This window comes from Streptococcus sp. HSISS3 (genome assembly GCF_000448605.1).
Lineage (GTDB): Bacteria > Bacillota > Bacilli > Lactobacillales > Streptococcaceae > Streptococcus > Streptococcus raffinosi.
In genome coordinates this window covers 1,783,926-1,808,618 of the sequence record NZ_CM002130.1, presented here as the reverse complement: position 1 = coordinate 1,808,618, position 24,693 = coordinate 1,783,926, and the positions used below count along the sequence as shown (strand labels likewise).

Annotated in this window: 25 protein-coding genes and 1 pseudogene; 16 read left to right on the top strand and 10 right to left on the bottom strand. The window is 41.8% G+C overall.

Going from position 1 to position 24,693, the window contains the following annotated elements; translation table 11 throughout:
• The 7 genes from HSISS3_RS08260 to HSISS3_RS08230 form a co-directional block, all read right to left on the bottom strand.
• Positions 1-214 (bottom strand): helix-turn-helix domain-containing protein (locus tag HSISS3_RS08260; protein WP_134954304.1); only part of this gene is annotated, 214 nt, incomplete at its 3' end.
• A gap of 82 nt (positions 215-296) precedes the next feature.
• Positions 297-992: a gamma-glutamyl-gamma-aminobutyrate hydrolase family protein gene (locus tag HSISS3_RS08255; protein ID WP_002891450.1), complete on the bottom strand. Its 696-nt coding sequence runs from the start codon at positions 990-992 to the stop codon at positions 297-299.
• The gene (locus tag HSISS3_RS08250; RefSeq protein ID WP_021152362.1) at positions 985-1,644 is read right to left on the bottom strand and encodes a redox-sensing transcriptional repressor Rex; all 660 of its coding nucleotides are present in this window, start codon (positions 1,642-1,644) and stop codon (positions 985-987) included. The genes HSISS3_RS08255 and HSISS3_RS08250 overlap by 8 nt, the downstream gene beginning before the upstream one ends.
• Before the next feature lie 141 nt (positions 1,645-1,785).
• Positions 1,786-2,133, bottom strand: a complete 348-nt coding sequence (locus HSISS3_RS08245; protein WP_002884733.1) for a DUF1831 domain-containing protein — start codon at positions 2,131-2,133, stop codon at positions 1,786-1,788.
• 1 nt (position 2,134) lies between these two features.
• Complete coding sequence (locus HSISS3_RS08240; protein WP_021152361.1) at positions 2,135-3,247, bottom strand: cysteine desulfurase family protein; 1,113 nt, start codon at positions 3,245-3,247, stop codon at positions 2,135-2,137.
• 3 nt (positions 3,248-3,250) lie between these two features.
• On the bottom strand, positions 3,251-4,222 hold the full coding sequence (locus tag HSISS3_RS08235; protein ID WP_021152360.1) for a ribose-phosphate diphosphokinase: 972 nt from the start codon (positions 4,220-4,222) through the stop codon (positions 3,251-3,253).
• A gap of 312 nt (positions 4,223-4,534) precedes the next feature.
• Entirely contained in the window at positions 4,535-5,110 is a 576-nt protein-coding gene (locus HSISS3_RS08230) for a CYTH domain-containing protein (protein WP_021152358.1), read from the bottom strand.
• Positions 5,111-5,204: 94 nt separating this feature from the next.
• Between HSISS3_RS08230 and HSISS3_RS08225 the strand changes: the two genes are divergently transcribed.
• From HSISS3_RS08225 to HSISS3_RS08180, 10 genes and pseudogenes are all read left to right on the top strand, one after another.
• Positions 5,205-5,879 carry a GTP pyrophosphokinase gene (locus tag HSISS3_RS08225; protein WP_021152357.1) on the top strand — a complete coding sequence of 225 codons (675 nt, stop codon included), beginning with the start codon at positions 5,205-5,207 and terminating at the stop codon, positions 5,877-5,879.
• Positions 5,851-6,686, top strand: a pseudogene (locus tag HSISS3_RS08220) (NAD kinase). The gene HSISS3_RS08225 and the pseudogene HSISS3_RS08220 overlap by 29 nt, the downstream one beginning before the upstream one ends.
• The gene (locus HSISS3_RS08215; RefSeq protein ID WP_021152354.1) at positions 6,683-7,582 is read left to right on the top strand and encodes an RluA family pseudouridine synthase; all 900 of its coding nucleotides are present in this window, start codon (positions 6,683-6,685) and stop codon (positions 7,580-7,582) included. The pseudogene HSISS3_RS08220 and the gene HSISS3_RS08215 overlap by 4 nt, the downstream one beginning before the upstream one ends.
• A gap of 9 nt (positions 7,583-7,591) precedes the next feature.
• Positions 7,592-8,575: a phosphate acetyltransferase gene (pta, locus tag HSISS3_RS08210; protein ID WP_002889407.1), complete on the top strand. Its 984-nt coding sequence runs from the start codon at positions 7,592-7,594 to the stop codon at positions 8,573-8,575.
• 232 nt (positions 8,576-8,807) lie between these two features.
• Positions 8,808-10,778, top strand: coding sequence for a peptide ABC transporter substrate-binding protein (locus HSISS3_RS08205; protein ID WP_021152353.1), 1,971 nt, complete (start codon positions 8,808-8,810; stop codon positions 10,776-10,778).
• A gap of 342 nt (positions 10,779-11,120) precedes the next feature.
• Positions 11,121-11,318 (top strand): hypothetical protein, encoded by a 198-nt coding sequence (locus HSISS3_RS08200; protein WP_021152352.1) that lies wholly within the window; start codon positions 11,121-11,123, stop codon positions 11,316-11,318.
• A 7-nt stretch (positions 11,319-11,325) separates the two neighbouring features.
• Positions 11,326-12,807: an ABC transporter permease gene (locus tag HSISS3_RS08195; protein WP_042771947.1), complete on the top strand. Its 1,482-nt coding sequence runs from the start codon at positions 11,326-11,328 to the stop codon at positions 12,805-12,807.
• Positions 12,807-13,733: an oligopeptide ABC transporter permease OppC gene (gene oppC, locus HSISS3_RS08190; protein WP_021152350.1), complete on the top strand. Its 927-nt coding sequence runs from the start codon at positions 12,807-12,809 to the stop codon at positions 13,731-13,733. Before HSISS3_RS08195 ends, oppC begins: the two co-directional genes overlap by 1 nt.
• A gap of 9 nt (positions 13,734-13,742) precedes the next feature.
• The gene (locus HSISS3_RS08185; protein ID WP_021152349.1) at positions 13,743-14,828 is read left to right on the top strand and encodes an ABC transporter ATP-binding protein; all 1,086 of its coding nucleotides are present in this window, start codon (positions 13,743-13,745) and stop codon (positions 14,826-14,828) included.
• Positions 14,821-15,750 (top strand): ATP-binding cassette domain-containing protein, encoded by a 930-nt coding sequence (locus HSISS3_RS08180; RefSeq protein ID WP_021152348.1) that lies wholly within the window; start codon positions 14,821-14,823, stop codon positions 15,748-15,750. Before HSISS3_RS08185 ends, HSISS3_RS08180 begins: the two co-directional genes overlap by 8 nt.
• Positions 15,751-15,801: 51 nt before the next feature.
• Here the strand turns inward: HSISS3_RS08180 and HSISS3_RS08175 are convergent, their stop codons facing one another.
• From HSISS3_RS08175 to HSISS3_RS08165, 3 genes are read right to left on the bottom strand one after another with little or no spacing between them, the layout of a single operon-like run.
• Positions 15,802-16,587 carry a hypothetical protein gene (locus HSISS3_RS08175; protein ID WP_021152347.1) on the bottom strand — a complete coding sequence of 262 codons (786 nt, stop codon included), beginning with the start codon at positions 16,585-16,587 and terminating at the stop codon, positions 15,802-15,804.
• A gap of 11 nt (positions 16,588-16,598) precedes the next feature.
• Positions 16,599-17,297 carry an ABC transporter ATP-binding protein gene (locus tag HSISS3_RS08170; RefSeq protein ID WP_021152346.1) on the bottom strand — a complete coding sequence of 233 codons (699 nt, stop codon included), beginning with the start codon at positions 17,295-17,297 and terminating at the stop codon, positions 16,599-16,601.
• A 4-nt stretch (positions 17,298-17,301) separates the two neighbouring features.
• Positions 17,302-17,679, bottom strand: coding sequence for a GntR family transcriptional regulator (locus tag HSISS3_RS08165; RefSeq protein WP_021152345.1), 378 nt, complete (start codon positions 17,677-17,679; stop codon positions 17,302-17,304).
• A gap of 182 nt (positions 17,680-17,861) precedes the next feature.
• Here HSISS3_RS08165 and HSISS3_RS08160 point away from each other — a divergent pair, with 182 nt between their 5' ends.
• The 6 genes from HSISS3_RS08160 (at position 17,862) to HSISS3_RS08135 (ending at position 24,687) form a co-directional block, all read left to right on the top strand.
• Positions 17,862-18,656, top strand: coding sequence for a Cof-type HAD-IIB family hydrolase (locus HSISS3_RS08160; protein ID WP_021152344.1), 795 nt, complete (start codon positions 17,862-17,864; stop codon positions 18,654-18,656).
• A complete protein-coding gene (locus HSISS3_RS08155; RefSeq protein WP_021152343.1) occupies positions 18,649-19,467 on the top strand; it encodes a Cof-type HAD-IIB family hydrolase in 819 nt (272 codons plus the stop codon). The genes HSISS3_RS08160 and HSISS3_RS08155 overlap by 8 nt, the downstream gene beginning before the upstream one ends.
• 10 nt (positions 19,468-19,477) lie before the next feature.
• Positions 19,478-20,950: a signal recognition particle-docking protein FtsY gene (gene ftsY, locus HSISS3_RS08150; protein WP_021152342.1), complete on the top strand. Its 1,473-nt coding sequence runs from the start codon at positions 19,478-19,480 to the stop codon at positions 20,948-20,950.
• A gap of 232 nt (positions 20,951-21,182) precedes the next feature.
• A complete protein-coding gene (gene gmk, locus HSISS3_RS08145; protein WP_008535152.1) occupies positions 21,183-21,812 on the top strand; it encodes a guanylate kinase in 630 nt (209 codons plus the stop codon).
• A 21-nt stretch (positions 21,813-21,833) separates the two neighbouring features.
• A complete protein-coding gene (rpoZ, locus tag HSISS3_RS08140) occupies positions 21,834-22,148 on the top strand; it encodes a DNA-directed RNA polymerase subunit omega (RefSeq protein WP_002889391.1) in 315 nt (104 codons plus the stop codon).
• A gap of 142 nt (positions 22,149-22,290) precedes the next feature.
• Positions 22,291-24,687, top strand: coding sequence for a primosomal protein N' (locus HSISS3_RS08135; protein ID WP_021152340.1), 2,397 nt, complete (start codon positions 22,291-22,293; stop codon positions 24,685-24,687).
• Positions 24,688-24,693: the final 6 nt, after the last annotated feature.

Sequence of the window (24,693 nt, the reverse complement as noted above, 5' to 3'; positions counted from 1 at the left end):
ATTTTAGCTTAAACTCTGTAGAATAATTTTGGTTATGCTTTAGAGACTTTAGCCCCTCGTGCCCTTGATATTGATAGGCTGTAGCCCAGTCTTTAATAGTACAAGGATTGACCCCAAACTGACGAGCTAGTTGAGAACAGGAGGCTTTACCTTCAAGATACCAGGTAACAGCCCTCAGCTTGCCTTCAAAAGAAACCTTACTTTTTCTAGACATAATAAAAATCCTACTTTCGTAAACAGTACTTTATGTATTTTTACTGTCTACTTAAGTAGGACTATATCAGTCTCAGTTGCTTTTAAAGTTCGTTAACGACGTATTCAAAGAGTTTGAGGTCTTCTTCGCGTTTGTCTAGGAGAAGCTCTGGATGCCACTGTACACCAAGAAAGCGAAGGTCTGGACTATTTGACTCAACAGCTTCGACTGTGTTGTCCTCAGGATCACGCGCAATGACACGAAGGTCAGAGGCCAAGTGTTTGATACTTTGATGGTGGAAGGAGTTGATAGAGGTTCCACATCCGTAGATTTCTGCCAACTTGCTGTTCTCATCAACAATCATCTCATGGTAGAGGTAATCAGAAGGCTTGTCCTGCCAGTGATTTTCAATATCTTGATGGAGGCTACCACCTAGTGCGACGTTCATGAGTTGGGTTCCACGACAGATTGAAAAGATGGGTTTCTTCTGCTTAGTGGCTTCCTCGATGAGTGCCATTTCAAAGATATCCCGTTCGAGGAAGAAGTCATCTTCACTGGCATGGTTCTCTTCGTTGTAGAATTTAGGGTCAACGTTTTGCCCACCGATCAGGATAAGCTTATCAATCATGGAGATGTAGGTCTTGGCTTCCGAAGGATCGGATACTGGTAGTAGGATTGCTAGGCCACCGGCTCTTTGAACTCCTTCTACAAAGCCTGATGGGGCATAGGACCAGTTGATGTCTTCATGGGCTGGATTAGGCCTTACATTGGCAGTGATTCCGATAATTGGTTTAGTCATTGTTTCTCCTTGATTTTTCTTCTTCTTTCATGAAATAGAGTAGGGTTTGTAGTTCGCTAGTCAAGTCTACGTATTGGACTACCACATGGCGTGGAAGATTGAGGTTGACCGGAGAGAAACAGAGAATGCCTTCAATTCCAGCATCAACCAAAAGATCAGCCACCTCCTGGGCCTTAACTGATGGCACTGTCAGGATGGCTGTTTTGATATCTTCTTGGGCAATCTTGTCCTTAATCTGGGAAATCCCATAGATAGGAATCCTGTCCTCGGTTTGAGTTCCAACCAATTCGTTATCGTCTGTATCAAAAGCCATGACCAGCTGCATGCGGTTACGCTCTTGAAAACGGTAGTGGAGGAGGGCACGCCCAACATTCCCAACACCTACGAGGAGTACCTTGGTAGTCGCATTGTCATTTAGGAGTTCAGCGAAAAATGTCATTAGCTTGTTTACGTCATAACCAAAACCACGGCGACCTAGCTCACCAAAATAGGAGAAGTCACGACGAACAGTAGCAGGGTCAATCCCAATCGCTTCAGCAATTTGTTTAGAGCTTGCTTTGTCGATATTTTCACGATGGAATCGTTTGAAAATACGATAGTAGAGAGAGAGACGTTTGGCAGTGGCGTTTGGGATGTTTTTCTCAAATGTCATTGATCGCTTTCCTTTCTTTAATTAGTATGATTCTCTTATATTTTAAGAAAAGTTTGTGAAGATTGCAACAAAATAGAGTAGATGAGGCGATATAAAAAACCTATCACATGGATAGGCTATTTCTATGTAGTAAGAAAAAATTTAGACTTCTTCTTGCTCAAAAACGTTACGATCAACCAAACTCTGCATCAAGAAGTAGAATTTTTCTTGCAAGATGTGGTGATCTTCATTTTTAAAGATATTAACGTTACGAAGGCCAGATTTGTCTGTGATAGACAATTTGAAGCCTGTCAAGTCTTTGTTAATAGTGATTTTGAGTGGGAAACCTTCGCCTGAGTTAGGCACTTTTTCGAGAAGGCGGTGCAACTCGTAGTTTCCGATTTTATTTTGCACAAAAGTCGTATCACGTAGAGTGAATTTTTTGACATTAGGACTGATAGTGTAACGGTACTTACAGTCAGTCAAATGAATGCTTTTTTCAAATGCCATGTTAGTCTCCTATGATTTGATTAAGTTTTTCTGCTAGGGCCTGGAGTTCTTCAGCGGTATTTTCCTCTGATAAACTAATGCGAATGGCTGTTTTTAGCTTGTCAGAATCCTTGCCATAGAGGGATTGAATGACATGGCTGGGATCAACGGTTCCAGCAGTACAAGCAGAGCCTGTTGAGACAGCGAAACCAGCCAAATCTAACAGAGTTAAGAGAGGACCATTTTCCTTACCAGGAAAACTGATGTTGATAACGTGAGGTAGGCTAGGACCAGCGCTATTAATCTCGTAAGGAACGGTAAGAGCGTCTAGGAAAGTCTGACGAATTGTTTCCACATGTTGGTAATTGGCTTGGTAATTCTCGCTAGCATGCTTGTAAGCTGCGGTCATTCCTGCAATTCCGACTAGATTTTCAGTACTGGCACGGCGTTTTTCCTCTTGTTCACCACCATGGAGAAGGTTGTCAAAGTGCAAGTCATTATGATAGAGCATGCCGACACCTTTAGGTCCATGGAATTTGTGGGCGCTGATAGAGACGAAATCGGCACCGAGTTCCTCAGGGTGAATAGGAAGTTTCCCTGCAACCTGAACGGCATCCACATGGAAGGCAGCCTGGTGGTCAGCGAGTAAGTTCCCAATTTCCTTGACAGGAAGCAGTTGGCCAGTTTCGTTATTGGCATACATGACAGAAACGAGAATGGTATCGTCACGTAGAGCATCAGCGATTTGTTGTGCTGTGATAACCTGATTTTTCGGTTGAATATAGGTTACTTCAAAACCAAAGCGTTCTTCCAGATAGGCCATGGTGTGAAGTACCGAGTGGTGTTCAATGGCCGTCGTAATCAAATGTTTCCCCTTAGCTTGATTGGCGAGGGCGTAACCTTTGATTGCTGTATTGTTGCCCTCAGTCCCACCAGAAGTGAAGATAAGCTTGCGGGCAGGAACGTCGAACTGTTTGGCCATTTCCTCACGTGCTTCACGGAGTTCTTTGGAAGCTTGGCGCCCATAAGCATGAAGACTCGATGGATTTCCAAAGGTTTCAGTCATGACATGGGTCATAGCAGAGATAGCAGTGGCATTCAATGGTGTTGTCGCTGCATTGTCCAAATAAACCATAGCTTAGTCCTCGTTAGATTTATAAGCAAAGAGTGGGCTAAGTGGTTGGCGTTCAAAGATACGAGTAATAGCGTTGGCAATGAGCTTACTTGCCGAAATGTATTTAACGTTTGTAGGAACTTTTTCTTTAGTTGCAACGGAGTCTGTCACCAAAATTTCTTTGACTGGTGCAACGTTGAGGATTTCAGCAGCTCCACCTCCGAAGAGACCGTGGCTAGCTACGGCATAGATGTCTTTCACACCAGCACGTTCAAGGATTTTGGCAGCTTCAGCAAAAGTTTTACCAGTATTAAGAATATCATCAACAATGATGGCTGTTTTGCCTTCAACTTCACCGATGATATAGCCTTCTTCACGTTCAGCATCATCTTGGGCGTAGTCGATGATAGCGATTGGGGCATCAAGGTATTCTGCCAAACCACGTGCACGTTTGACACCAGAGTTTTTAGGACTAACAACGACAATATCACTACCTGTGAATCCTTTTTCGTTGTAGTATGCCGCAAATAAAGGCATCGTGAAGAGATTATCCACTGGAATGTCAAAGAAACCTTGGACTTGGACAGCGTGAAGATCAAGAGTCAAAATGCGGTTAACGCCAGCTTTAACAAGCATGTTGGCAATCAATTTAGCAGTGATTGGTTCACGTGAAGCAGCGATACGGTCTTGACGTGCGTAACCAAAATAAGGCATAACCACGTTGACAGAGTTTGCACTGGCACGTTTGCAGGCATCAATCATGATTAGTAATTCCCAGAGGTAGTCGTTGACAGGTTTATTAGTAGATTGGATGATATAGATATCGTCCCCACGAACAGACTCTTCGATGTTAATCATGATTTCTCCATCAGAGAATTGGCGTGAAGAAACTTTACCAAGTGGCAATCCGGTAGCCTCAGCAATTTTTTCAGCAATTTCGGGATTTGAGCTGAGAGAGAACAATTTCAATTGTGGGTTTGCTTTTTGATGTACCATGATAATGGTGACTCCTTTAATAAATAAGTGCTAAGCCCAGTTAGGGCTATTATAAATTAAACTACAGATAGTTCTATTTTAGCAAAAAGCAGCAGAAATTTCAGCCATCAAACTATGATATGAACGAAAATGACGAACCTTTGGAGAAAAATTGTCTCTTGTATGCGTTTTTAGACCAAACAGTAATGGTATTTCTGGCTACTCCTTTGGTTATCAAAAAAGACAAGGCACAAACCTTGTCTCAGAAATGGAATGAATTTTTTATAGACTTACATCGTAACTAATGAGCAGATTTTTATCAGCTATTGTTAATTAGTCTTTGTCGCGCTTGAGAGTAGCTACAAAGCGTGCTACCTTACTTTTGGCATATTTAAAGTTAATGTTATTTTCTTTAAGAAAGGCATCGAAGTCATCTTTGCCTTTTTCGGCATCCAAAACTTCCAACTCCAGTTCATAGTCTTTCTTGTCAGCGTAAACATTGACATCAAGGGCCATAAGCCCAATGTTGGTCTGGTATTCACGACGAGTTGTGGTTAAATGCCCGAGAACGGTCAAGTCCTCTAACTTAACCCCACGCTCCAGAAGAATGGACTTGATTTGGCAATCGGGAAAGTCTAGTGACTTGGTCATAGCCTTAGCCTCTGCACAATCCATGGTGACGTTGTACTCCATGTTTCCAACCTTCTCAGGAATTTTCAGAGTCAGTTCTCCGTGAGTCGAGAGCGTTCGGATGCGTAAAGACAACTTTTTGCTCTTCATATCACCCTGAATGGTGTCAATGTAATAGTTTGTTTGTGTAACAGGTGTTACATGGGAGAAAAGCATAGCCAAACGATTATACTCATCTTTGGTGAGTAGAGTTTTGTACTCTATCTCTAAATGGTTCATGTGTGTCCCTCCCTCGTCCTTTAAATATGGTATAATATAACAGATTGTTTTTATTTTATAAAAACTAAAGCTTTTGACAAGGAGGAGTCCTATCTTGACCATGGATTGGGAAGAATTTTTAGACCCCTATATTCAGGCCGTAGGTGAGCTCAAAATTAAGCTCCGAGGCATTCGTAAACAATTTCGTAAGAAAAATCGTCATTCGCCCATTGAATTTGTGACGGGCCGTGTGAAGTCAGTGGCTTCCATTGAGGAAAAAATTGCCCTACGTGGCCTGTCTATTGAGAATTTGGCCAAGGAAATGCAAGATATTGCTGGACTGCGTATTATGGTCCAATTTGTCGATGATGTGGATGAGGTTTTGGCTTTGCTTCGTCATCGTAGTGATATGACTATTGTTTCAGAGCGAGACTATATCAGAAACCGTAAACATTCGGGTTATCGCTCTTATCATGTTATCGTGTCTTATCCTGTTGATACCATTGATGGTCGTAAGGAAATCCTTGCCGAAATTCAAATTCGGACTTTGGCCATGAACTTTTGGGCCACTATTGAACATTCCCTTAATTATAAGTATCAGGGAAATTTTCCAGAGGAGATTAAACTCCGCTTGGAAAATACGGCACGCATGGCCTATCAGCTTGATGAAGAGATGCGTAAGATACGTGATGATATTCGAGATGCTCAGTTGCTCTTTGATCCAATCAACAGAACTTTGAAAGATAGTGTAGGAAATAGTGATGACACAGATGAAGACCTTTTCGGATGAGATGAAGGTGGCTATTATTGCTAATGGCAAGCCCCAGAGTAGGCGTGTTGCCTCAAAACTTTTTAATGCCTTTCGAGACGATCCTGATTTTTATTTAACCAAGAAAAATCCTGATGTGGTTATCTCTATCGGTGGTGATGGCATGTTGCTATCAGCCTTTCATATGTATGAAAAAGAGCTTGCTCGTGTCCGTTTTGTTGGCATTCATACGGGGCATTTGGGATTTTATACAGATTATTTAGATGGTGAGGTTGAGCAGTTGATTGAGACCTTGCGTAAAGATCGTGGCGACAAGATTTCTTACCCGCTCTTAAATGTCAAGCTAACCCTGGCTGATGGCCGTTCCTTTACATCAATTGCCCTCAATGAAGCAGCTATTAAACGTAATGAAAAACTATGGCAGCTGATGTCTGCCTAAATGACATCTTATTTGAGAGCTTCCGTGGGGATGGACTGTCTGTAGCAACACCGACAGGTTCGACTGCCTACAATAAATCCTTGGGTGGTGCAGTTCTTCATCCCACTATTGAGGCCCTGCAATTGACTGAGATTGCCAGTCTTAATAACCGTGTTTACCGTACCTTGGGCAGTCCACTTATTGTTCCTAAGAATGAGAAAATTACCGTTTATCCTACCCGAATGGGGAGCTACACGCTTTCGGTCGATAATAAAACCTACACTAATCGTAATGTGCAAAAGGTAGAGTTCTCAATTGACCAGCGTAAGATTTCCTTTGTGGCTAGTGCCAGTCATACCAGTTTCTGGGAGCGTGTACGTGATTCCTTTATCGGAGACATGGAAGAATGAGATATGAATTTACTGTGGGACGTTCCTGCCGAGTAAAGACTTTTTTGAAGGAGCATGATGTTTCCAAAGGACTTTTGGCTAAGATTAAGTTTGAGGGCGGTCATATCTGGGTCAATGGTGAGGAGCAGTTTGCGACCTACCCTGTTCATGAGGGAGATGTGGTCGCTATAGAGATTCCTGATGAGGAACCACATGATACCTTAACTCCCATCCCGTTTGACTTGGATATTGTCTATGAAGATGATAACTTCTTGGTGGTGAACAAGCCATATGGTTATGCTAGTATTCCAAGTGTCAATCATGACAACACCATGGCTAATTTTGTTAAATATCACTTTGTTAGCAATGATTATCCCAATCAGCGAGTGCATATTGTGACACGTCTGGACAAGGACACGTCTGGACTTATGCTTTTTGTCAAGCATGGTTATGCCCATGCACGTATGGATAAGCAGTTGCAGCAGAAGTCCATTAAGAAGCACTACTATGCCTTGGTGGAGGGTGATACTAAACTTGAGGAACAGGGAGAAATCATTGCACCCATTGCGCGTGATGTGGATTCCATCATCACACGTCGGGTCCATAAATCAGGGAAATATGCTCATACCAGTTATCGTTTGGTAGGTGATTATGGGCGAGTTAAGTTGGTTGATATTAACCTTCATACTGGACGGACGCACCAGATTCGTGTGCATTTTGCTCATTTGGGCCTTCCTCTTTTGGGAGATGACCTTTATGGGGGCTCTCTAGATTATGGGATTGAACGTCAGGCCTTGCATTGTCACCGTCTTGCTTTTGTCAATCCCTTTACCAAGAAAGAGATGGTCTTTGCGTCTTCCTTGACAGATGACTTTGAAACCGTTATCATGGACTTACAAACTAAAAAGATTGATTGAGGAGTATTTATGCGTAGTCTATTTGGTGAACTTCGTGAACGTATTTTAGGAAAGAACATTAAGATTGTTTTTCCTGAGGGTAATGACGACCGTGTGGTTCGTGCAGCCGCCCGTTTGAAATTTGAAGGATTGGTGGATCCTATTATCTTGGGAGACCCAGCTGAGGTTCACAAAATCTTGAATGATCTTGGTTTTGCAGATTTTAACTATACGATTATTAATCCTGAAACCTATGAAGGTCTTGAGGAAATGAAGGAAAAATTTGTTGAAATCCGTAAAGGAAAAGCGACAATTGAAGATGCGGACAAGTTGCTTCGTGATGTTAACTATTTTGGTGTTATGTTAGTGAAACTTGGTCTTGCTGATGGTATGGTTTCAGGTGCTATTCACTCAACAGCCGATACAGTACGTCCTGCCCTTCAAGTTATCAAGACAAAACCAGGCATTTCACGTACTTCAGGTGTTTTCCTTATGAACCGTGAAAACACTAACCAACGTTTGGTTTTTGCTGACTGTGCTATTAACATTGATCCAAACGCTCAAGAACTGGCAGAAATTGCTGTTAATACTGCTGATACAGCTGCCATTTTCGGGCTTGATCCTAAAGTGGCCATGCTTAGCTTCTCAACAAAAGGTTCTGCCAAATCACCAAAAGTGGATAAGGTTGTTGAAGCAACAGCTCTTGCTAAGGAGATGCGTCCTGACTTGGCTATTGATGGTGAGTTGCAGTTTGATGCAGCCTTTGTTCCAGCAACAGCAGCTATTAAGGCACCAGACAGTGACGTAGCAGGACAAGCTAATGTCTTTGTCTTCCCAGGTTTGCAGGCTGGTAATATTGGCTATAAGATTGCCCAACGTTTGGGAATGTTCGAAGCTATTGGGCCAATCTTGCAAGGTCTCAATAAACCAGTTAACGACCTTTCTCGTGGTGCTAGTGCCGAAGACATTTACAATCTAGCGATTATCACAGCTGCTCAAGCACTTAATAATTAAAAGTAATGATAAAAGGAGGTCTGGCCGAGTGGCTGGGCCTTTTTATGCAACTTTTGTGATTAAAAATAAATCAACTTAAACTAAAGGAAATCCTTTATTGATAAGGAATCGCAGTGGTTTTCATGTTTACAGATATTATCGAATTGTACAAAAGATTCTGATAATAACTGTTCTTTTTGATTATTTATACTATAATGAAGCTGTAAAAAATTTTATATTTTGGAGAAATCTTATGAAAAAAAGTAAATGGTTAGCCTTAGCAGGCGTTGCCGTCCTTAGTGTTGGTATTTTGGCGGCTTGTTCATCTAAGTCTAGTACTAGTGGTACTACTTATGGTTACGTTTACAGTTCAGACCCTGAAACTTTGGATTACATTACCTCAAATACAGGACCTACAACAACTGCTGTGACAAATGGTGTTGATGGTCTTATGGAAACAGATAAATATGGTAATCTTGTACCTTCAGTGGCTGAAGATTGGTCTGTCTCTCAAGATGGTCTAACCTACACTTATAAAATCCGTAAAGGGGTTAAATGGTATACCTCTGATGGTGAAGAGTACGCTGATGTTACAGCTAAAGACTTTGTAACTGGTCTTAAGCATGCGGCAGACTCGAAAGCCGGTGCTCTCTATTTGGTTCAAGATTCTATTGCTGGTTTGTCTGATTACTTATCAGGTGCTGATAAAGATTTCTCAAAGGTTGGTGTTAAGGCAATTGATGACCATACCTTGCAATATACACTTAAACGACCAGAGCCATACTGGAACTCTAAGACAACTTATGGTTTGCTTTTCCCAGTCAATGCAGACTTCCTTAAGACTAAAGGAAAAGATTTCGGTAAGTCAACAGACCCAACCTCTATCCTATACAACGGTCCATTCCTTCTCAAATCTTTGACAGCTAAATCATCAATTGAGTTGACTAAGAATGAAAACTACTGGGATAAGAAGAACGTTCACTTTGATGCTATCAAATTGACGTATGATGATGGTTCTGATCCAGAATCTTTGGAACGTAGTTTCACTGATGGTGCTTATAGTATTGCTCGTGTCTACCCAATGAGCTCTAACTATGCATCTGTCGAAAAGAAATATAAAGATAATATCTACTATACAGCAGCTGGTGCGTCAACGTCAGCTATGAGTGTTAATATTGACCGTCAAAGTTACAAATACACTTCTAAAAAGACTGACGCTGAAAAGACCTCTACGAAAAAAGCTCTTTTGAATAAAGACTTCCGTCAAGCAATTAACTTCGCTATTGACCGTACGGTATATCAATCACAAGTCAATGGTAAGGATGGAGCAGCTAAAGCCATTCGAAATCTCTTTGTTCCTTCTGATTTTGTGAGTGCAGGTGATAAGACCTTTGGAGATCTTGTTACTGAAAAGATGAGTTCATATGGTGATGAGTGGTCAGGCGTCAACTTTGCTGATGGTCAAGATGGTCTCTACAATGCTGAAAAAGCTAAAACTGAGTTTAGTAAGGCTAAAGAAGCTCTCCAAGGAGAAGGTGTTCAATTCCCAATCCACTTGGACCTTCCAGTTGACCAAAGTTCTAAACTTAATGTTGCCCAAGCGCAATCTTTGAAACAAACCATTGAAAAATCATTGGGAAGTGACAATGTGGTGATTGATATCAACCAATTGTCATCTGATGATATGCAAAATGCAACCCTTAATGCGCCAAATGCGGCTGCAGAAGATTGGGATATTTCAAATGGTGTTGTTTGGAGTCCAGACTATCAAGACCCATCCACTTATCTTAATATCTTTAAGACAACATCAAATGAAAACACTAAGACCTTCATGGGATATGATAACCCAAATAATGCGGCAGCAGCCCAAGTAGGACTTAAAGATTATGATGCCTTGCTTGACTCAGCAGATTCTGAAACAACAGATCTCAATGTACGTTATGATCGTTATGCTCAAGCTCAAGCTTGGTTAGAAGATAGTTCACTTGTTATTCCTTTGACGGTTGGTAACGGTGCAGCTCCAGTTGTCTCACGTTTGACACCATTTACAGGTTCATATACTCAAGTGGGTGATAAGAGTTCAGGTGACTACTTCAAATATGTTAAACCGCAAGAAAAAGTAGTTACTAAGAAAGAATATGAACAAAGTCGTGAAAAATGGCTTAAAGAAAAGAAAGTATCTAACGAAAAAGCTCAAAAAGATCTTGCCAAACACGTTAAATAATGCAATGGAAAGAGGCGCAAGCCTTTTTCTTTTGGCCAAAGATCTATCAAAATACCTTTGAAAGTAGCTATCAATTGTGAGAAAGAAGGCATAAGACAAAATATTCTGAAAATTGCTGTTATTTCGATTTTTATGGTATAATGGTGACATAACTATGATTTTTTGGAGAATGCTTATGAAAAAAAGAAGATAGTGCGTTACGAATGCTAAACAGAAAGACAAGCAAGGTTGTGGGGAGGTCATCCTCAGGCTACTTTGGTGAATCAGAGTGTCCTACCAGCGCATGCTTGATTGATAACAGACTCTGGTGACTACTCAAGTAGGAGCTGAGGGTTCTGGCAGATGTTCACGCATCTTGAACCTAAAAAAGCTGTTGTCACTAAGAAAAATGATGATAAAGCCCGTGAAAACTGGTTTAAAGAAAAGTCTAAGTCCAACGAACACGCTCAAAAAATCATGAGAATGACGTTAAATAAAAGGACGATAGAACTTTCTCATTTGATTGGGAAAGTTCTTTTGGAGTTAAAGGAAGAGACATGAAAAATACATTTTATTGAGAACCCTTCGTTCTCTATTGTCAATATTTGTCGTGACGGCCTTGACCTACACCATTATTTATACCATGGTGCCGAGGCGTCTGATTTTCAGACAGGACCCTAACTACAACAAGATTGCAAAGACAGCCGATTCGAAGGCTAACTATGAAAATACAATCTATGAGCGAATGGGTTATATTGATTACTATGACACCAAGGAATTGCAGGAAAAAGCAAGCTCGCTTGATAAGTCTGTAACGACTAAACCAACCAAGGCCAATAAGGCTATCTACCAAAAATATGTGGATAGTTTGGGACGTGGCTGGCATTTGCAGCAGTTTAAGGAAAGTAAGCAATTTTATGCGACACGTGATGTGCCAGTACTTGAACGTGTATTTGGCTTCTATAAGCACCTCTTTGAATTTGACAATACTGGATGGGTGAAAGATAAAACAAATCCTAACTTGAAACGTTACATTCGAATTGAAAATGATCCCGCTATTGGTTGGTCAGTGGTTGGTTCAGGGACTAAGCATAAATATCTGCTTTACTTTAATGGTCAGTTCCCATTTGTTCACCAAAACTTTGTGAAGATGAACCTTGGTACGTCTTACCCAACCTATGCTGATCAGGGTGTCCTTGATGTCATTACGCAGGGCCAAGGACAAACCTTAACAACTGATGTGAATTTCCCAACGGGTAAAAAGCCATCTTCAGTGGATATTTACTCTCGTACCTATAAATCACCAAGTCAGGCTGACGAAAGAGACCGTTCTTTGTTTGGCAATGATCCTTATACAGCAACGAAAAGTCATTACCAGTATCCATCAATGGTGACAAGCTCTGCTATTGCTGGATTGATTGGACTAGTCTTGTCTTATGCTTTGGCGATTCCATTAGGGTCATACATGGCCCGCTTAAAGAACACCCTCTTTGATAGTGTGTCAACAGGTATTTTGACCTTCTTGCTTTCTCTACCAACTATTGCCTTGGTTTATATCATTCGATTGATTGGTTCTGAAATTGGGCTTCCGGATTCCTTCCCAATCTTGGGTGCAGGTGACTGGCGTTCTTATGTCTTGCCATCTGTTATTCTTGGACTCTTGTCAACGCCAGGACTTGCCATTTGGATTCGTCGTTATATGATTGATTTACAATCTCAAGACTTCGTTCGTTTTGCACGCGCCAAAGGGTTGTCAGAAAAAGAAATTTCAAACAAACACATTTTCAAAAATGCGATGGTATCCTTGGTTTCAGGAATTCCAGCATCTATCGTAAGTGTTATCACCGGAGCTACCTTGACAGAAACTATTTTTGCCTATCCTGGTATGGGTAAAATGTTGATTGACTCTGTTCGTGCTTCAAATAATGCTATGGTTGTGGGTCTGGTGTTTATTTTCACAGCCCTCACCATCTTCTCATTGCTTGTGGGTGATATCCTTATGACAGTGATTGACCCACGTATCAAATTGACATCTAAAGGAGGTAAATAATGGCTTCAATTGATAAAAGTAAGTTCCAATTTGTAAAGCGCGATGATTTTGCCTCTGAAACAATTGATGCACCGGCTTATTCTTATTGGAAATCGGTGATGCGTCAGTTCCTTAAAAAGAAATCAACAGTAGTCATGTTGGGTATCTTGATTGCCATTGTTTTGATGAGTTTTATCTACCCGATGTTTTCAAAATTTGATTTCAATGATGTCTCAAAAGTTAATGATTTTAGTTTACGTTATGTCCATCCTAATGCTCAATACTGGTTTGGTACCGATAGTAATGGTAAGTCTCTATTCGACAGTGTTTGGTTTGGTGCGCGTAATTCAATTCTTATCGCTGTCATTGCTACCTTCTTTAATGTTGTTATTGGTTTGCTTGTGGGTGCTGTTTGGGGGATTTCTAAGACCTTCGATATGGTTATGATGGAAATCTACAACATCATCTCAAATATTCCTGACCTCCTTGTGGTTATTGTCTTGACTTATTCATTGGGTGCTGGTTTCTGGAATATGATTTTTGCCATGACTGTGACGGGTTGGATTGGGATTGCCTATAGTATCCGTATTCAAATCATGCGTTACCGTGATTTGGAGTATAACTTGGCTTCCCGTACACTGGGAACACCAACGGCAAAGATTGTGGTTAAAAATATCATGCCTCAGTTGGTGTCAGTTATCGTGACCATGGCTAGTCAGCTCTTGCCAGGATTCATCTCTTATGAGGCCTTCCTTTCCTACTTTGGTTTGGGGCTTCCCGTTACAACGCCTAGTCTGGGTCGTTTGATTTCAGACTATGCTCAAAACGTTACGGTCAATGCTTATCTCTTCTGGATTCCATTGACAACCTTGATTCTCGTTTCTCTTGCCCTCTTTATTGTTGGTCAAAACTTAGCGGATGCTAGTGACCCACGTACGCATAGATAGGAGTCCAATATGACAGAAAATAAAAATGTAATATTATCGGCTCGCGATATCGTCGTGGAATTTGACGTTCGTGACCGTGTTTTGACAGCTATTCGAGGGGTTTCCCTTGACTTGGTTGAAGGTGAGGTTTTGGCCTTGGTTGGTGAGTCTGGTTCAGGTAAATCAGTCTTGACTAAAACTTTCACAGGGATGCTTGAAGAAAATGGCCGTGTAGCCAGTGGATCTATTAATTATCGTGGTCAAGATTTAACAAAACTTAAGAGTCACCAAGATTGGGCACCAATTCGTGGAGCTAAGATTGCAACAATCTTCCAGGATCCTATGACCAGTCTGGACCCTATTAAGACTATCGGTAGTCAAATTGTTGAAGTCATTGTCAAGCACCAAGGTAAATCGCCTAAGGAAGCTAAGAAAATGGCTATTGACTACATGGACAAGGTCGGTATTCCTGATGCGGAGGAACGTTTCAATGAATATCCTTTCCAATATTCTGGTGGGATGCGTCAACGTATCGTTATTGCCATTGCCCTAGCTTGTCGTCCTGATATTCTTATCTGTGACGAGCCAACAACGGCTCTTGACGTGACGATTCAGGCTCAAATCATTGACCTCTTGAAATCGCTCAAAGAGGAGTACGGTTTCTCAGTCATTTTCATTACCCATGACCTTGGTGTCGTAGCCAGTATCGCTGATAAGGTTGCGGTTATGTATGCTGGTGAAATCATTGAGTTTGCTACGGTTGAGGAAATTTTCTATGAACCTTGCCATCCCTATACTTGGAGCTTGCTGTCAAGCTTGCCACAGTTGGCTGCTGATAAGGGTGAACTCTTCTCAATTCCAGGGACACCACCGTCACTTTATACACCGGTTGTTGGGGATGCCTTTGCCTTGCGTTCAGACTATGCTATGCAGATTGACTTCGAGGAAAAAGCGCCACAATTCCAAGTTTCAGATACTCACTGGGCTAAGACCTGGCTCTTACATGAGGATGCGCCAAAAGTTGAAAAACCTGAGGTCATCCAAAATCTACATGAAAAAATCCGTGCCAATATGGGATTTGCACATTTAGAAGATGAGGAGGAAGGCAATGCCTGAGAAGTTAGTTGAAGTAAAAGATGTGGAGATTTCCTTCGGTGAGGGAAGCAAGAAATTCGTTGCGGTCCACAATGCTAATTTTTTCATCAACAAGGGTGAAACCTTTTCCCTCGTTGGTGAGTCTGGTAGTGGTAAAACGACTATCGGGCGTGCCATTATTGGTCTAAATGATACAAGTAATGGCGACATTATATTTGACGGTAAGAAAATTAATGGTCACTTATCTCACTCTGAGAAAAATGACCTTATCCGTCGTATTCAGATGATTTTCCAAGACCCTGCAGCGAGTTTGAATGAACGTGCGACGGTTGACTATATCTTGTCTGAGGGTTTGTATAACTTCCATCTTTATAAGGATGAAGAGGACCGTAAGGCTAAAATCAAGGAAATCATCAAAGAAGTAGGGCTTCTCGAAGAGCACTTGACACGTTATCCTCACGAATTTTCTGGGGGACAACGTCAACGTATCGGGATTGCGCGTTCCTTGGTTATGCAACCTGATTTGGTTATTGCCGATGAACCGATTTCAGCCCTTGACGTGTCAGTCCGTGCCCAAGTCTTGAACTTGCTTAAGAAATTCCAAAAAGAGTTGGGATTGACCTACCTCTTTATTGCTCATGACTTGTCAGTGGTCCGTTTCATTTCTGATCGTATCGCTGTTATCTATAAGGGAACAATTGTGGAAGTTGCAGAAACGGAAGAACTCTACAACAATCCTATTCACCCTTACACAAAGTCACTCTTGTCTGCTGTTCCTATTCCAGACCCAATCTTGGAACGTAAGAAAGTTTTGAAGGTTTATGATCCAAACCAACACGACTATTCTGTTGATAAACCAGAAATGGCTGAAGTACGCCCAGGGCACTTCGTTTGGGGTAACAAGGCCGAAATCGAGACTTACCGTAAAGAACAAAGTAAATAAGTCTTTTCAATGCAAAAAAAATCGTGTTCCAAAAGGACCACGGTTTTTATTTTAGTCTAAATTCAAGCGCTTGGTCATGATATAGTAGGTACCAAAGTAGCTTGCAGCGATAATAATGATAGACTGAATGATACCCAAAATATATGTCAAATTGTTCATTGAATTACTTGTGACATTTGAAGTCAAAGCAGCGCTAAATCCAAAGAAGAAACCAATAAAGAATAGGATGGACTGAATAGCGAAATAAGCGACAAATCCCATAAGAATTTTGTTAGTGTTGAAGAGATTTCCGATGCTAATACAGAGGTAATAAAGTAGAATACCGGCAATTGTTCCTAAAATTGTAGCAGGGATGAAGAGGTAGAGGGCCCCCATTTCTTTTAAGATTTGACCAAAGTAGCTGGTAGTCAGGAGGATATCTTTCATATCAAGGTTGAAAGCGGCTATAATGCCAATTGAAGCGAGTACAACGAGAGATGAAATCGTATCTAAAATAAAGGCTACAAAGAGTTTAGACAAGACAAGCTGGTGCGCTGAAACAGGAAGCGTGTTGCTTAGGTAGCCTTCTCGTCCAAAGACGCTGGTCGCAAAGCGTTTGATGATGAGGACAATAGTTGCGATGTAGATGGTTCCCCAAACAACAATGGTAGCAATAACAATCAGTGTAAAGAAGGCCATAAAAAGTAGGCTTGGTTCCTTATGGCTATGTTCAAAAGTGACTATTAATTTTTGAAGCATTAAGCCCAAAGGTATGGACAGTAGGATGGCAATCCCATAGATGCCAAGGTACCACTTGCGGACTGATTGTAATTCATACTTAACTAATTTCCAAAACATGCTCATACCTCCTAGTTGTGGAACATCTCTCTGAAGAGCTTGTCAATAGACTTGCCATGGGCTTGGCGGATATTATCGGCATCTCCTTGAAGTTCAATCTGACCGTATTTTAAGAAAACAACCTCGTCTAAAATAGATTCAACATCTGAAATCAAATGAGTTGAGATGATAACAGAAGCTTCTTCCGAGTATTGGTTGATGATGGTCCTGAGGATATAGTCACGAGATGCAGGGTCAACGCCACCAATAGGCTCATCAAGAAGATAGAGCTTGGCCTCTCGGCTCATAACCAAAATCAACTGAACTTTTTCCTTGTTTCCTTTTGAGAGGTCTTTGAGACGAAGATTAGGTTGAAGGTTTAGATCTTCCAGAAGTTGCAAGGCAAGAGGATAGCGAAAGTCGGCATAGAAATCTTGGAAGAAGTCCAAGTAGTATTGGATGGTCTTACTTTCATCTAAATAGGTCGTGTCAGGCAGATAAGCCACTTGTGACTTGGTGATAGGTGATGGCTCAAATCCGTTAATCGTTACAAGACCAGAAGTTGGCTGAAGGAGGCCATTTAAAATTTTAATGAGGGTCGTTTTACCACTTCCATTTGGTCCTAGGAGACCAACAATCTTTCCTGAAGGGATAGTCATAGTCACATCTCTTAGGGCTGGGATACCATTGTAGGTTTTGGTGAGATTTGTTAAAGTTACAATATCAGTCATCAGTCTATAACTCCTTTCCTCTTTGTTCAATGTAGTCGGTGATAATGGTTTTAATTTCAGGTGAACTGAAGCCAATAGCCGACATTTCAGTGACAAAGTTCTTAATCAGGTTTTGAGCAATTTCGTGTCGTTTTTGGTTAATGAGTTTCTCGTCTTCGGTGACAAAGCGACCAGAAGTACGGGCAGAGTAAACCAAACCTTCTTTTTCCAGTTCTTGGAAGGCCCTTTGTACGGTGTTTGGATTAACACCGGCTTCTTGAGCGAATTCTCGAACGGGTAAAAGTTGTTGCCCCATGCTTAATTCTTTAGAAGCAATTTTAAGTTTGACACGATAGGCGATTTGAAGATAAATGGGTGATTTTTCATCAAATGTCCAAACCATAAGAGACTCCTTTCTAGGAAATATCATTACATTATTTTTGTACTACAGTAACGATACAACTTAAAAACATAATTTGCAAGTGAAATACTATATTTTCTCTCATAACTGTGGCTTTTCCCTAACTTATGTTTCTATTTTTGGTACAATAGGAGCAAGTGTATTCGACCTGAAGGGAGATTATTTTGAAAATTTTAGCAACAGATATGGATGGTACTTTTTTGGATCATCATGGTACTTATGATAAAGCACGTTTGGATAGCCTGTTGGATGCTTGTGAGACCAAGGACTATGTTTTTACAGTTGCCTCTGGACGGGCTCTTTTAGCCTTGGAGGAGCTTTTTGACGGGTTTGTGGACCGTATTGCTATCATTGCGGAAAACGGAGCCTTGGTTCAGTATAAGGGTCAGGTCTTGTTTGAGTCAAAACTAGAACCTAAAGATTATTTGGAAATTGCAGACACGACTTTAGCCTTGCCAACCTGTGAAGGAATACTTCTGTCAGGCCGCCAGGGAGCTTACGCACCTAACGACGCTGCCCCTGCCTATCTTAAGGCTATGGAACGTTATTATAAAAATGTCGTGGCGACAGACCTTGAATCAGTGACGGATGATATTTTTAAGGTGACTGCTAAGTTCCAAGGGGATACCATCATGGAGCGTGGTGACTATCTCAACACGATTTTTGAGGATATGACGGCTGTGACAACTGGCTTTGACTCTATGGATATTATTCTTAAGGGTGTGGATAAGGGCTTTGGCCTCTACCATCTCTGTCAAGAGTTAGGGCGTCAGGCTTCTGATGTTGTGGCTTTTGGTGATAATCTCAATGATATGGAGATGCTGACCTTTGCGGGTCGTGCCATTGCGATGGGAAATGCGCGTGATGAGATTAAGGCTGTAGCTGATGAAGTGATTGGTCACCATAAAGATGGTGCCGTCTTTGACTATATGGAAGGGTTGGTAGGTTCAGATGTCTGAGATTAAACTACTGGCCTTGGATTTGGATGGGACGCTTTTTACCAAGGATAAGCAGGTTACTGTTGAAAATAGAGAGGCTCTAAAAGCGGCAGAGGCTAAGGGGGTTCACGTGGTCATTACGACTGGTCGTCCTCTTCCTGCAATCGACCATATTTTGAAAGATTTGGGCTTGTTGGACGACAAGCATTACAGCGTGACTTTTAATGGTGGCTTGGTTCAGCGCAATAACGGTGATATCCTCGTAAAGAAGGAGATGAGTCGAGAGGATATAGAGCAGGTTTATGCTGCTTTTGAACCTCTGGGACTTCCCATGGATGTTCTCAGTGATGGCATCGTCTATGGTGTGCCAAGTAAAGGAAACCACTCTCTCTACCGCCAGGCTAATCCAGCCCTGACCTTTGTTGATGTGAATAGCATTGATGACATTCCGAAGAATATCGTCTATAATAAGATTGTTACGGTCTGTGAGGAGGCGTTTTTGGATGCACAAATTCCCAAATTGCCTAAACAGCTTTCCGAAGACTTTGAAGTTTTTAAGTCTCGAGAAATTATCCTTGAAGTGATGCCTAAGGGTGTTCATAAGGCTGAGGGCTTGAAACTATTGTCAGATTATCTGGGCATTGACCAAAGTCAAGTCATGGCCATGGGTGATGAAGAAAACGATTTGACCATGTTGAAATGGGCTGGTCTCGGTGTGGCTATGGCTAATGGTGTTGATAAAGTCAAGTCTGTCGCAGATGCTGTAACAACCAAAACGAATGAAGAATCTGGTGTGGCTGAGGCCATCCATAACTATATTTTAGAGAAATAAGGAGAACCAAATGGGTCTATTTGATCGATTATTTGGACAGAAAAACGAACAGTCACAGGAAGCTGCAGAAACTGTTGCCAGCAATGATTTAACAGATGACATTTCAGAAACAGAGTCTCTTGACAATCAAGACTTGCAAAACTTTGACTCAGAAGTCGAGTTCCTGGATCATCAAGATTTATCAACAAGCGAGTCAGCTAGTGAGAGTCAAACTGAGCAGGTAAGTCAGTCAGAAAATCCAGAAGAAGCTTTATCCACAGAATCTGTTGATGAAGTGGCTGACGCTGTAGACGTGAGCAGCGAAGAAGTATCTGAAGAAGAAACGGTTGAAGATTTTTCTGAGGATAGTATTGCTTCTAGTGAGTCAGAAGTAGGTCAAGAGCCTGAAGAAAGTCAAGCTGCTGTGGATAACCATTTTGCTGATGTCATGGCTGACTATTATGCCAAGAAAGCACAAGTAGCTGCTGCTGCCGAAAAAGGTGAGACAGTTACTTTTGAAGCGGTTCAAACCCGTCAAGTTGAGGAAAAACCTGAAGAAGTTGCTCCTTCTCAAGTAGAAACAGAACAAGAAAAGTATGATCGAACACTCAAAAAGACCCGTACTGGTTTTGCTGCCCGTCTGAATGAATTTTTCGCTAATTTCCGTCGTGTTGATGAAGAGTTTTTCGAAGAATTGGAAGAAATGCTAATTCTCTCTGACGTTGGGGTCAATGTTGCGACACAATTAACGGAAGACTTACGCTATGAAGCTCGCCTTGAAAATGTCAAAAAGACTGAGGATTTGCAACGCTTGATTATCGAAAAGCTTGTGGATATCTATGAGAAGGACGATGTTTACAATGAGCAAATTAACTTTCAGGATGGCTTGACTGTTATGCTTTTTGTTGGGGTCAATGGTGTAGGTAAGACGACATCTATCGGTAAGTTGGCACACAAATACAAACAAGAAGGTAAAAAAGTCATGCTGGTTGCTGCTGATACCTTCCGTGCAGGGGCTGTTGCCCAGTTGGTCGAGTGGGGGCGTCGTGTAGATGTTCCAGTGGTGACTGGCGCTGAGAAGGCTGACCCTGCTTCAGTAGTCTTTGATGGTATGGAAAAGGCTCTTGCTGAGGACGTTGATGTTCTCATGATTGATACAGCAGGTCGCTTGCAAAATAAAGACAACCTCATGGCAGAGCTTGAAAAGATTGGCCGTATTATCAAACGTGTGGTCCCAGAAGCTCCTCATGAAACCCTCTTGGCTTTGGATGCTTCAACAGGTCAAAATGCGCTTAGTCAGGCTAAGGAATTTTCAAAAATCACACCCTTGACTGGTCTTATCTTGACTAAATTGGACGGTAGTGCCAAGGGTGGGGTAGTTCTAGCCATCCGCCAAGAATTGGATATCCCAGTAAAATTGATTGGTTTTGGTGAAAAAATTGATGATATTGGTGAATTCCATTCGGAAGAATTTATGCAAGGTCTCTTGACTGGCTTGGTTTAAAAGATAAGAATAAAAGAGTGAGTGCTAGGAAAATAGGATTCACTTTTTTAATGGTTCCCTCACCTTGAAAAAAGTCGCTTTTATTGGTAGAATAGTAAGGTAAAAGGCATGCTCCGGTGAGTGAGCTGTCACGGAATCAATCAACAACCCCCAAGCTGTAGAAATGAGCATCTGCTTTTCTGTTTTTACGGCAAGTTTAAAGAGATTTTTAATCTTAGTTTAAGGAGAAGACATGTCTGATCGTGGACTTTTAATTGTTTTTTCAGGGCCTTCTGGTGTCGGAAAAGGAACTGTCCGTCAGGAAATTTTTTCAACACCTGACCACAAATTTGAATACTCAGTCTCAATGACTACACGTGCCCAGCGTCCTGGTGAGGTTGATGGAAAGGATTATTTCTTCCGTTCTCGTGAGGAATTTGAGGAGCTTATTCGCAACGGCCAAATGTTGGAATATGCTGAGTATGTTGGTAACTACTATGGAACACCATTGACTTATGTTAATGAGACCTTGGATAAGGGCATTGATGTGTTTCTTGAAATCGAGGTACAAGGAGCCCTCCAGGTTAAGAAAAAAGTTCCAGATGCTGTCTTTATCTTTTTAACACCACCAGATTTGAACGAACTTCAAGAACGTTTGGTTGGTCGTGGAACAGATTCTGAGGAAGTGATTGCTAAACGTATTGAGCGTGCCCGTGAAGAGATTGCTCTTATGAGCGAGTACGATTATGCTATCGTCAATGACGAGGTGCCTTTGGCTGCTGAACGTGTCAAACGTGTCATTGAAGCAGAACATTTCCGAGTAGATCGTGTGATTGGCCGCTATCGTAATATGATTTCAGAAAAGAAATTATCAGATAAATAAATTAGAAATAGGTATAGAATTATGATGTTGAAACCCTCTATTGATAAGCTTTTGGATAAAGTACCTTCAAAATATTCATTGGTTATTTTGCAAGCCAAACGTGCTCATGAATTGGCAGCTGGTGCCGAACCAACTCAAGAATTTTCAGCTGTCAAATCTACGCTTCAAGCCCTTGAAGAAATTGAATCTGGAAATGTCACAATCCACCCAGATCCAGAAGGTAAACGTGAATTGGCACGTTTGAAAGTTATCCAAGCACGTCTAGCTGCTGAGGAAGAAGAACGTAAAATCAAAGAACAAATCGCTAAAGAAAAAGAAGAAGGCGATAAAATCTAAAATCAAAGTCTAGCTTTGGTTTATGAGGACAGGGGGAGCTGAGGCATAGTGCCTCAGCTTCCTTCTTTATGATGATAATCCAACTCAGGAGGTCCTGAGCACTACAAAATACTGGTCTTAAGGCAGTGATGGGAGGAGATATATGGTTTTAGTTGCACAAATAATTGTAGATGTTCCTCTGATGCAGACGGACAGGCCTTATAGTTACCTTGTACCCGAATCAATGCAAGGTCAAATTGCCATCGGTATGCGGGTTCATGTCCCTTTTGGTAAGGGAAATCGTCTTTTGCAAGGCTTTATCCTTGGTTTGGAAGAGCAGGAAAATGGAGACAATCTTCCAGAGTTGAAGCCTATTGCGGAGCTTTTGGATTATGAACCGGTCCTAAATCAGGATCAGCTGGACCTGGCTGACCAAATGCGACACACGGTTTTTTCCTATAAGATTTCCATCTTGAAGTCTATGCTTCCAGGTCTTCTTAATTCTCAGTATGACAAAGTTATCATGGCGACTGATAAGCTGAGTGAAGAGGAGAGGGTCACTTTTCTTCAGGGGCGAGACCACATTCTTTTCTCCCAATTATCAGAGAAACAAGGTCAAGCTATTCCTCGTCTGGTGCAATCTGGTTGCGTAACGGTTGATTACATTGCCAAGGATAAGCAAAATATAAAAACGGAGAAGCATTATAGTGTTCAAAAGGGCATTTTAGAGACTTTGGACATTTCGCAACGAGCCAAGAAACGGTTAGAGTTAAGGGACTTCTTGCTAGGAAAAAGTGAATCTGGGAAGTTGGCTGCCCTCTATAAATTGTTTTCTCGAGATGTGGTTAAGTTTTTCATTGAAGCTGGAGCTTTGGTCATCACTGAGGTTGAGGTCAATCGTGCCGATAGCTACTTTGAAAAGGTAGCAAGGACAGATTTTCTGGAGCTTAATGCGCAACAGGCGCATGCTGTTGAAGTCATGACAGGTCAGATTGGTCGTGGTGGCAAACCGTTCTTGTTGGAAGGAGTGACGGGTTCGGGTAAGACGGAAGTCTATCTTCATCTTATTGAGCGGACCTTGGCCATGGGGAAAACAGCCATTGTCTTGGTTCCAGAGATTTCCCTGACACCCCAAATGACTAATCGTTTCATCTCTCGTTTTGGAGACTTGGTAGCCATTATGCATTCAGGCTTGTCAGACGGTGAAAAATTTGATGAGTGGCGTAAGGTTAGGTCTGGTCAAGCCAAAGTTGTTGTAGGGGCACGTTCGGCTATCTTTGCTCCCTTGGACAATATCGGAGCAATCATTATTGATGAGGAACATGAGGCTACTTACAAACAAGAGTCCAATCCTCGCTACCATGCTAGAGATGTGGCCTTGCTTAGGGCTAAGAGTCATGGCGCTATTCTTGTCCTTGGCTCAGCGACGCCTTCTATTGAGACACGAGCGAGGGCTCAGAAAGGGGTTTACCATTTTCTTGAGTTGACGGAGAGGGCCAATCCTAAGGCTAAAATTCCGCAGGTAGAAGTGGTGGATTTTAAGGATTTTGTGGGCCGTCAAGAGGCGAGTGATTTTACGCCACCTCTTTTGGAAAAAATCAGAGAACGCTTGGCACGTAAGGAACAAGTCGTATTAATGTTGAACCGTCGTGGGTATTCCTCTTTTGTCATGTGTCGTGACTGTGGCTATGTGGATGATTGTCCCAACTGTGATATTTCATTGACCTTGCACATGGATACCAAGACCATGAATTGTCACTATTGTGATTTTCAAAAAGCAATACCACACGTCTGCCCTAACTGTCAGAGTCGTCAGATTCGCTATTATGGGACTGGAACACAGAAAGCTTATGACCAGTTGACAGAACTCTTGCCTGAAGCCAGAGTGATTCGGATGGATGTTGATACGACACGTAAAAAAGGGGCTCACGAGAAACTCTTGGAGGCTTTTGGAAGTGGTAAGGCTGACATTTTGCTTGGGACCCAAATGATTGCCAAGGGTTTGGATTTTCCAAATGTTACCTTGGTAGGGGTCTTGAATGCGGATACGTCCTTGAATTTACCGGATTTTCGTTCGGCTGAGCGTACCTTCCAACTCTTGACTCAGGTGGCTGGTCGTGCTGGTCGTGCGGACAAGGAAGGGGAGGTTATTATTCAGACCTATAATCCTAGCCATTATGCCATTCGGTTTGCCCAGCAACAGGATTACGAAGGTTTTTATGCCTATGAGATGGGGATTCGCCACCAGCTGGCCTACCCGCCCTATTTCTATACGGTAGGAATCACGCTTTCTCACAAGGATGAAGAGTTTGTAGTCCGCAAGAGCTATGAGGTTATGGCTTATTTGAAAGAGCACTTGTCGGACATGGTGACTTTTCTGGGACCAACGCCTAAGCCTATTGCTCGAACACATAACCTTTATCATTATCAGATTATTATCAAATACCGTTTTGAAGATAACTTGGAAGAGACGCTTAATGGGGTCCTTGATATGACCCAGGAACCTGAAAATAAGGACCTGCGTCTGATTATTGATCACGAACCTCAGAGTTTTACTTAATCTAGA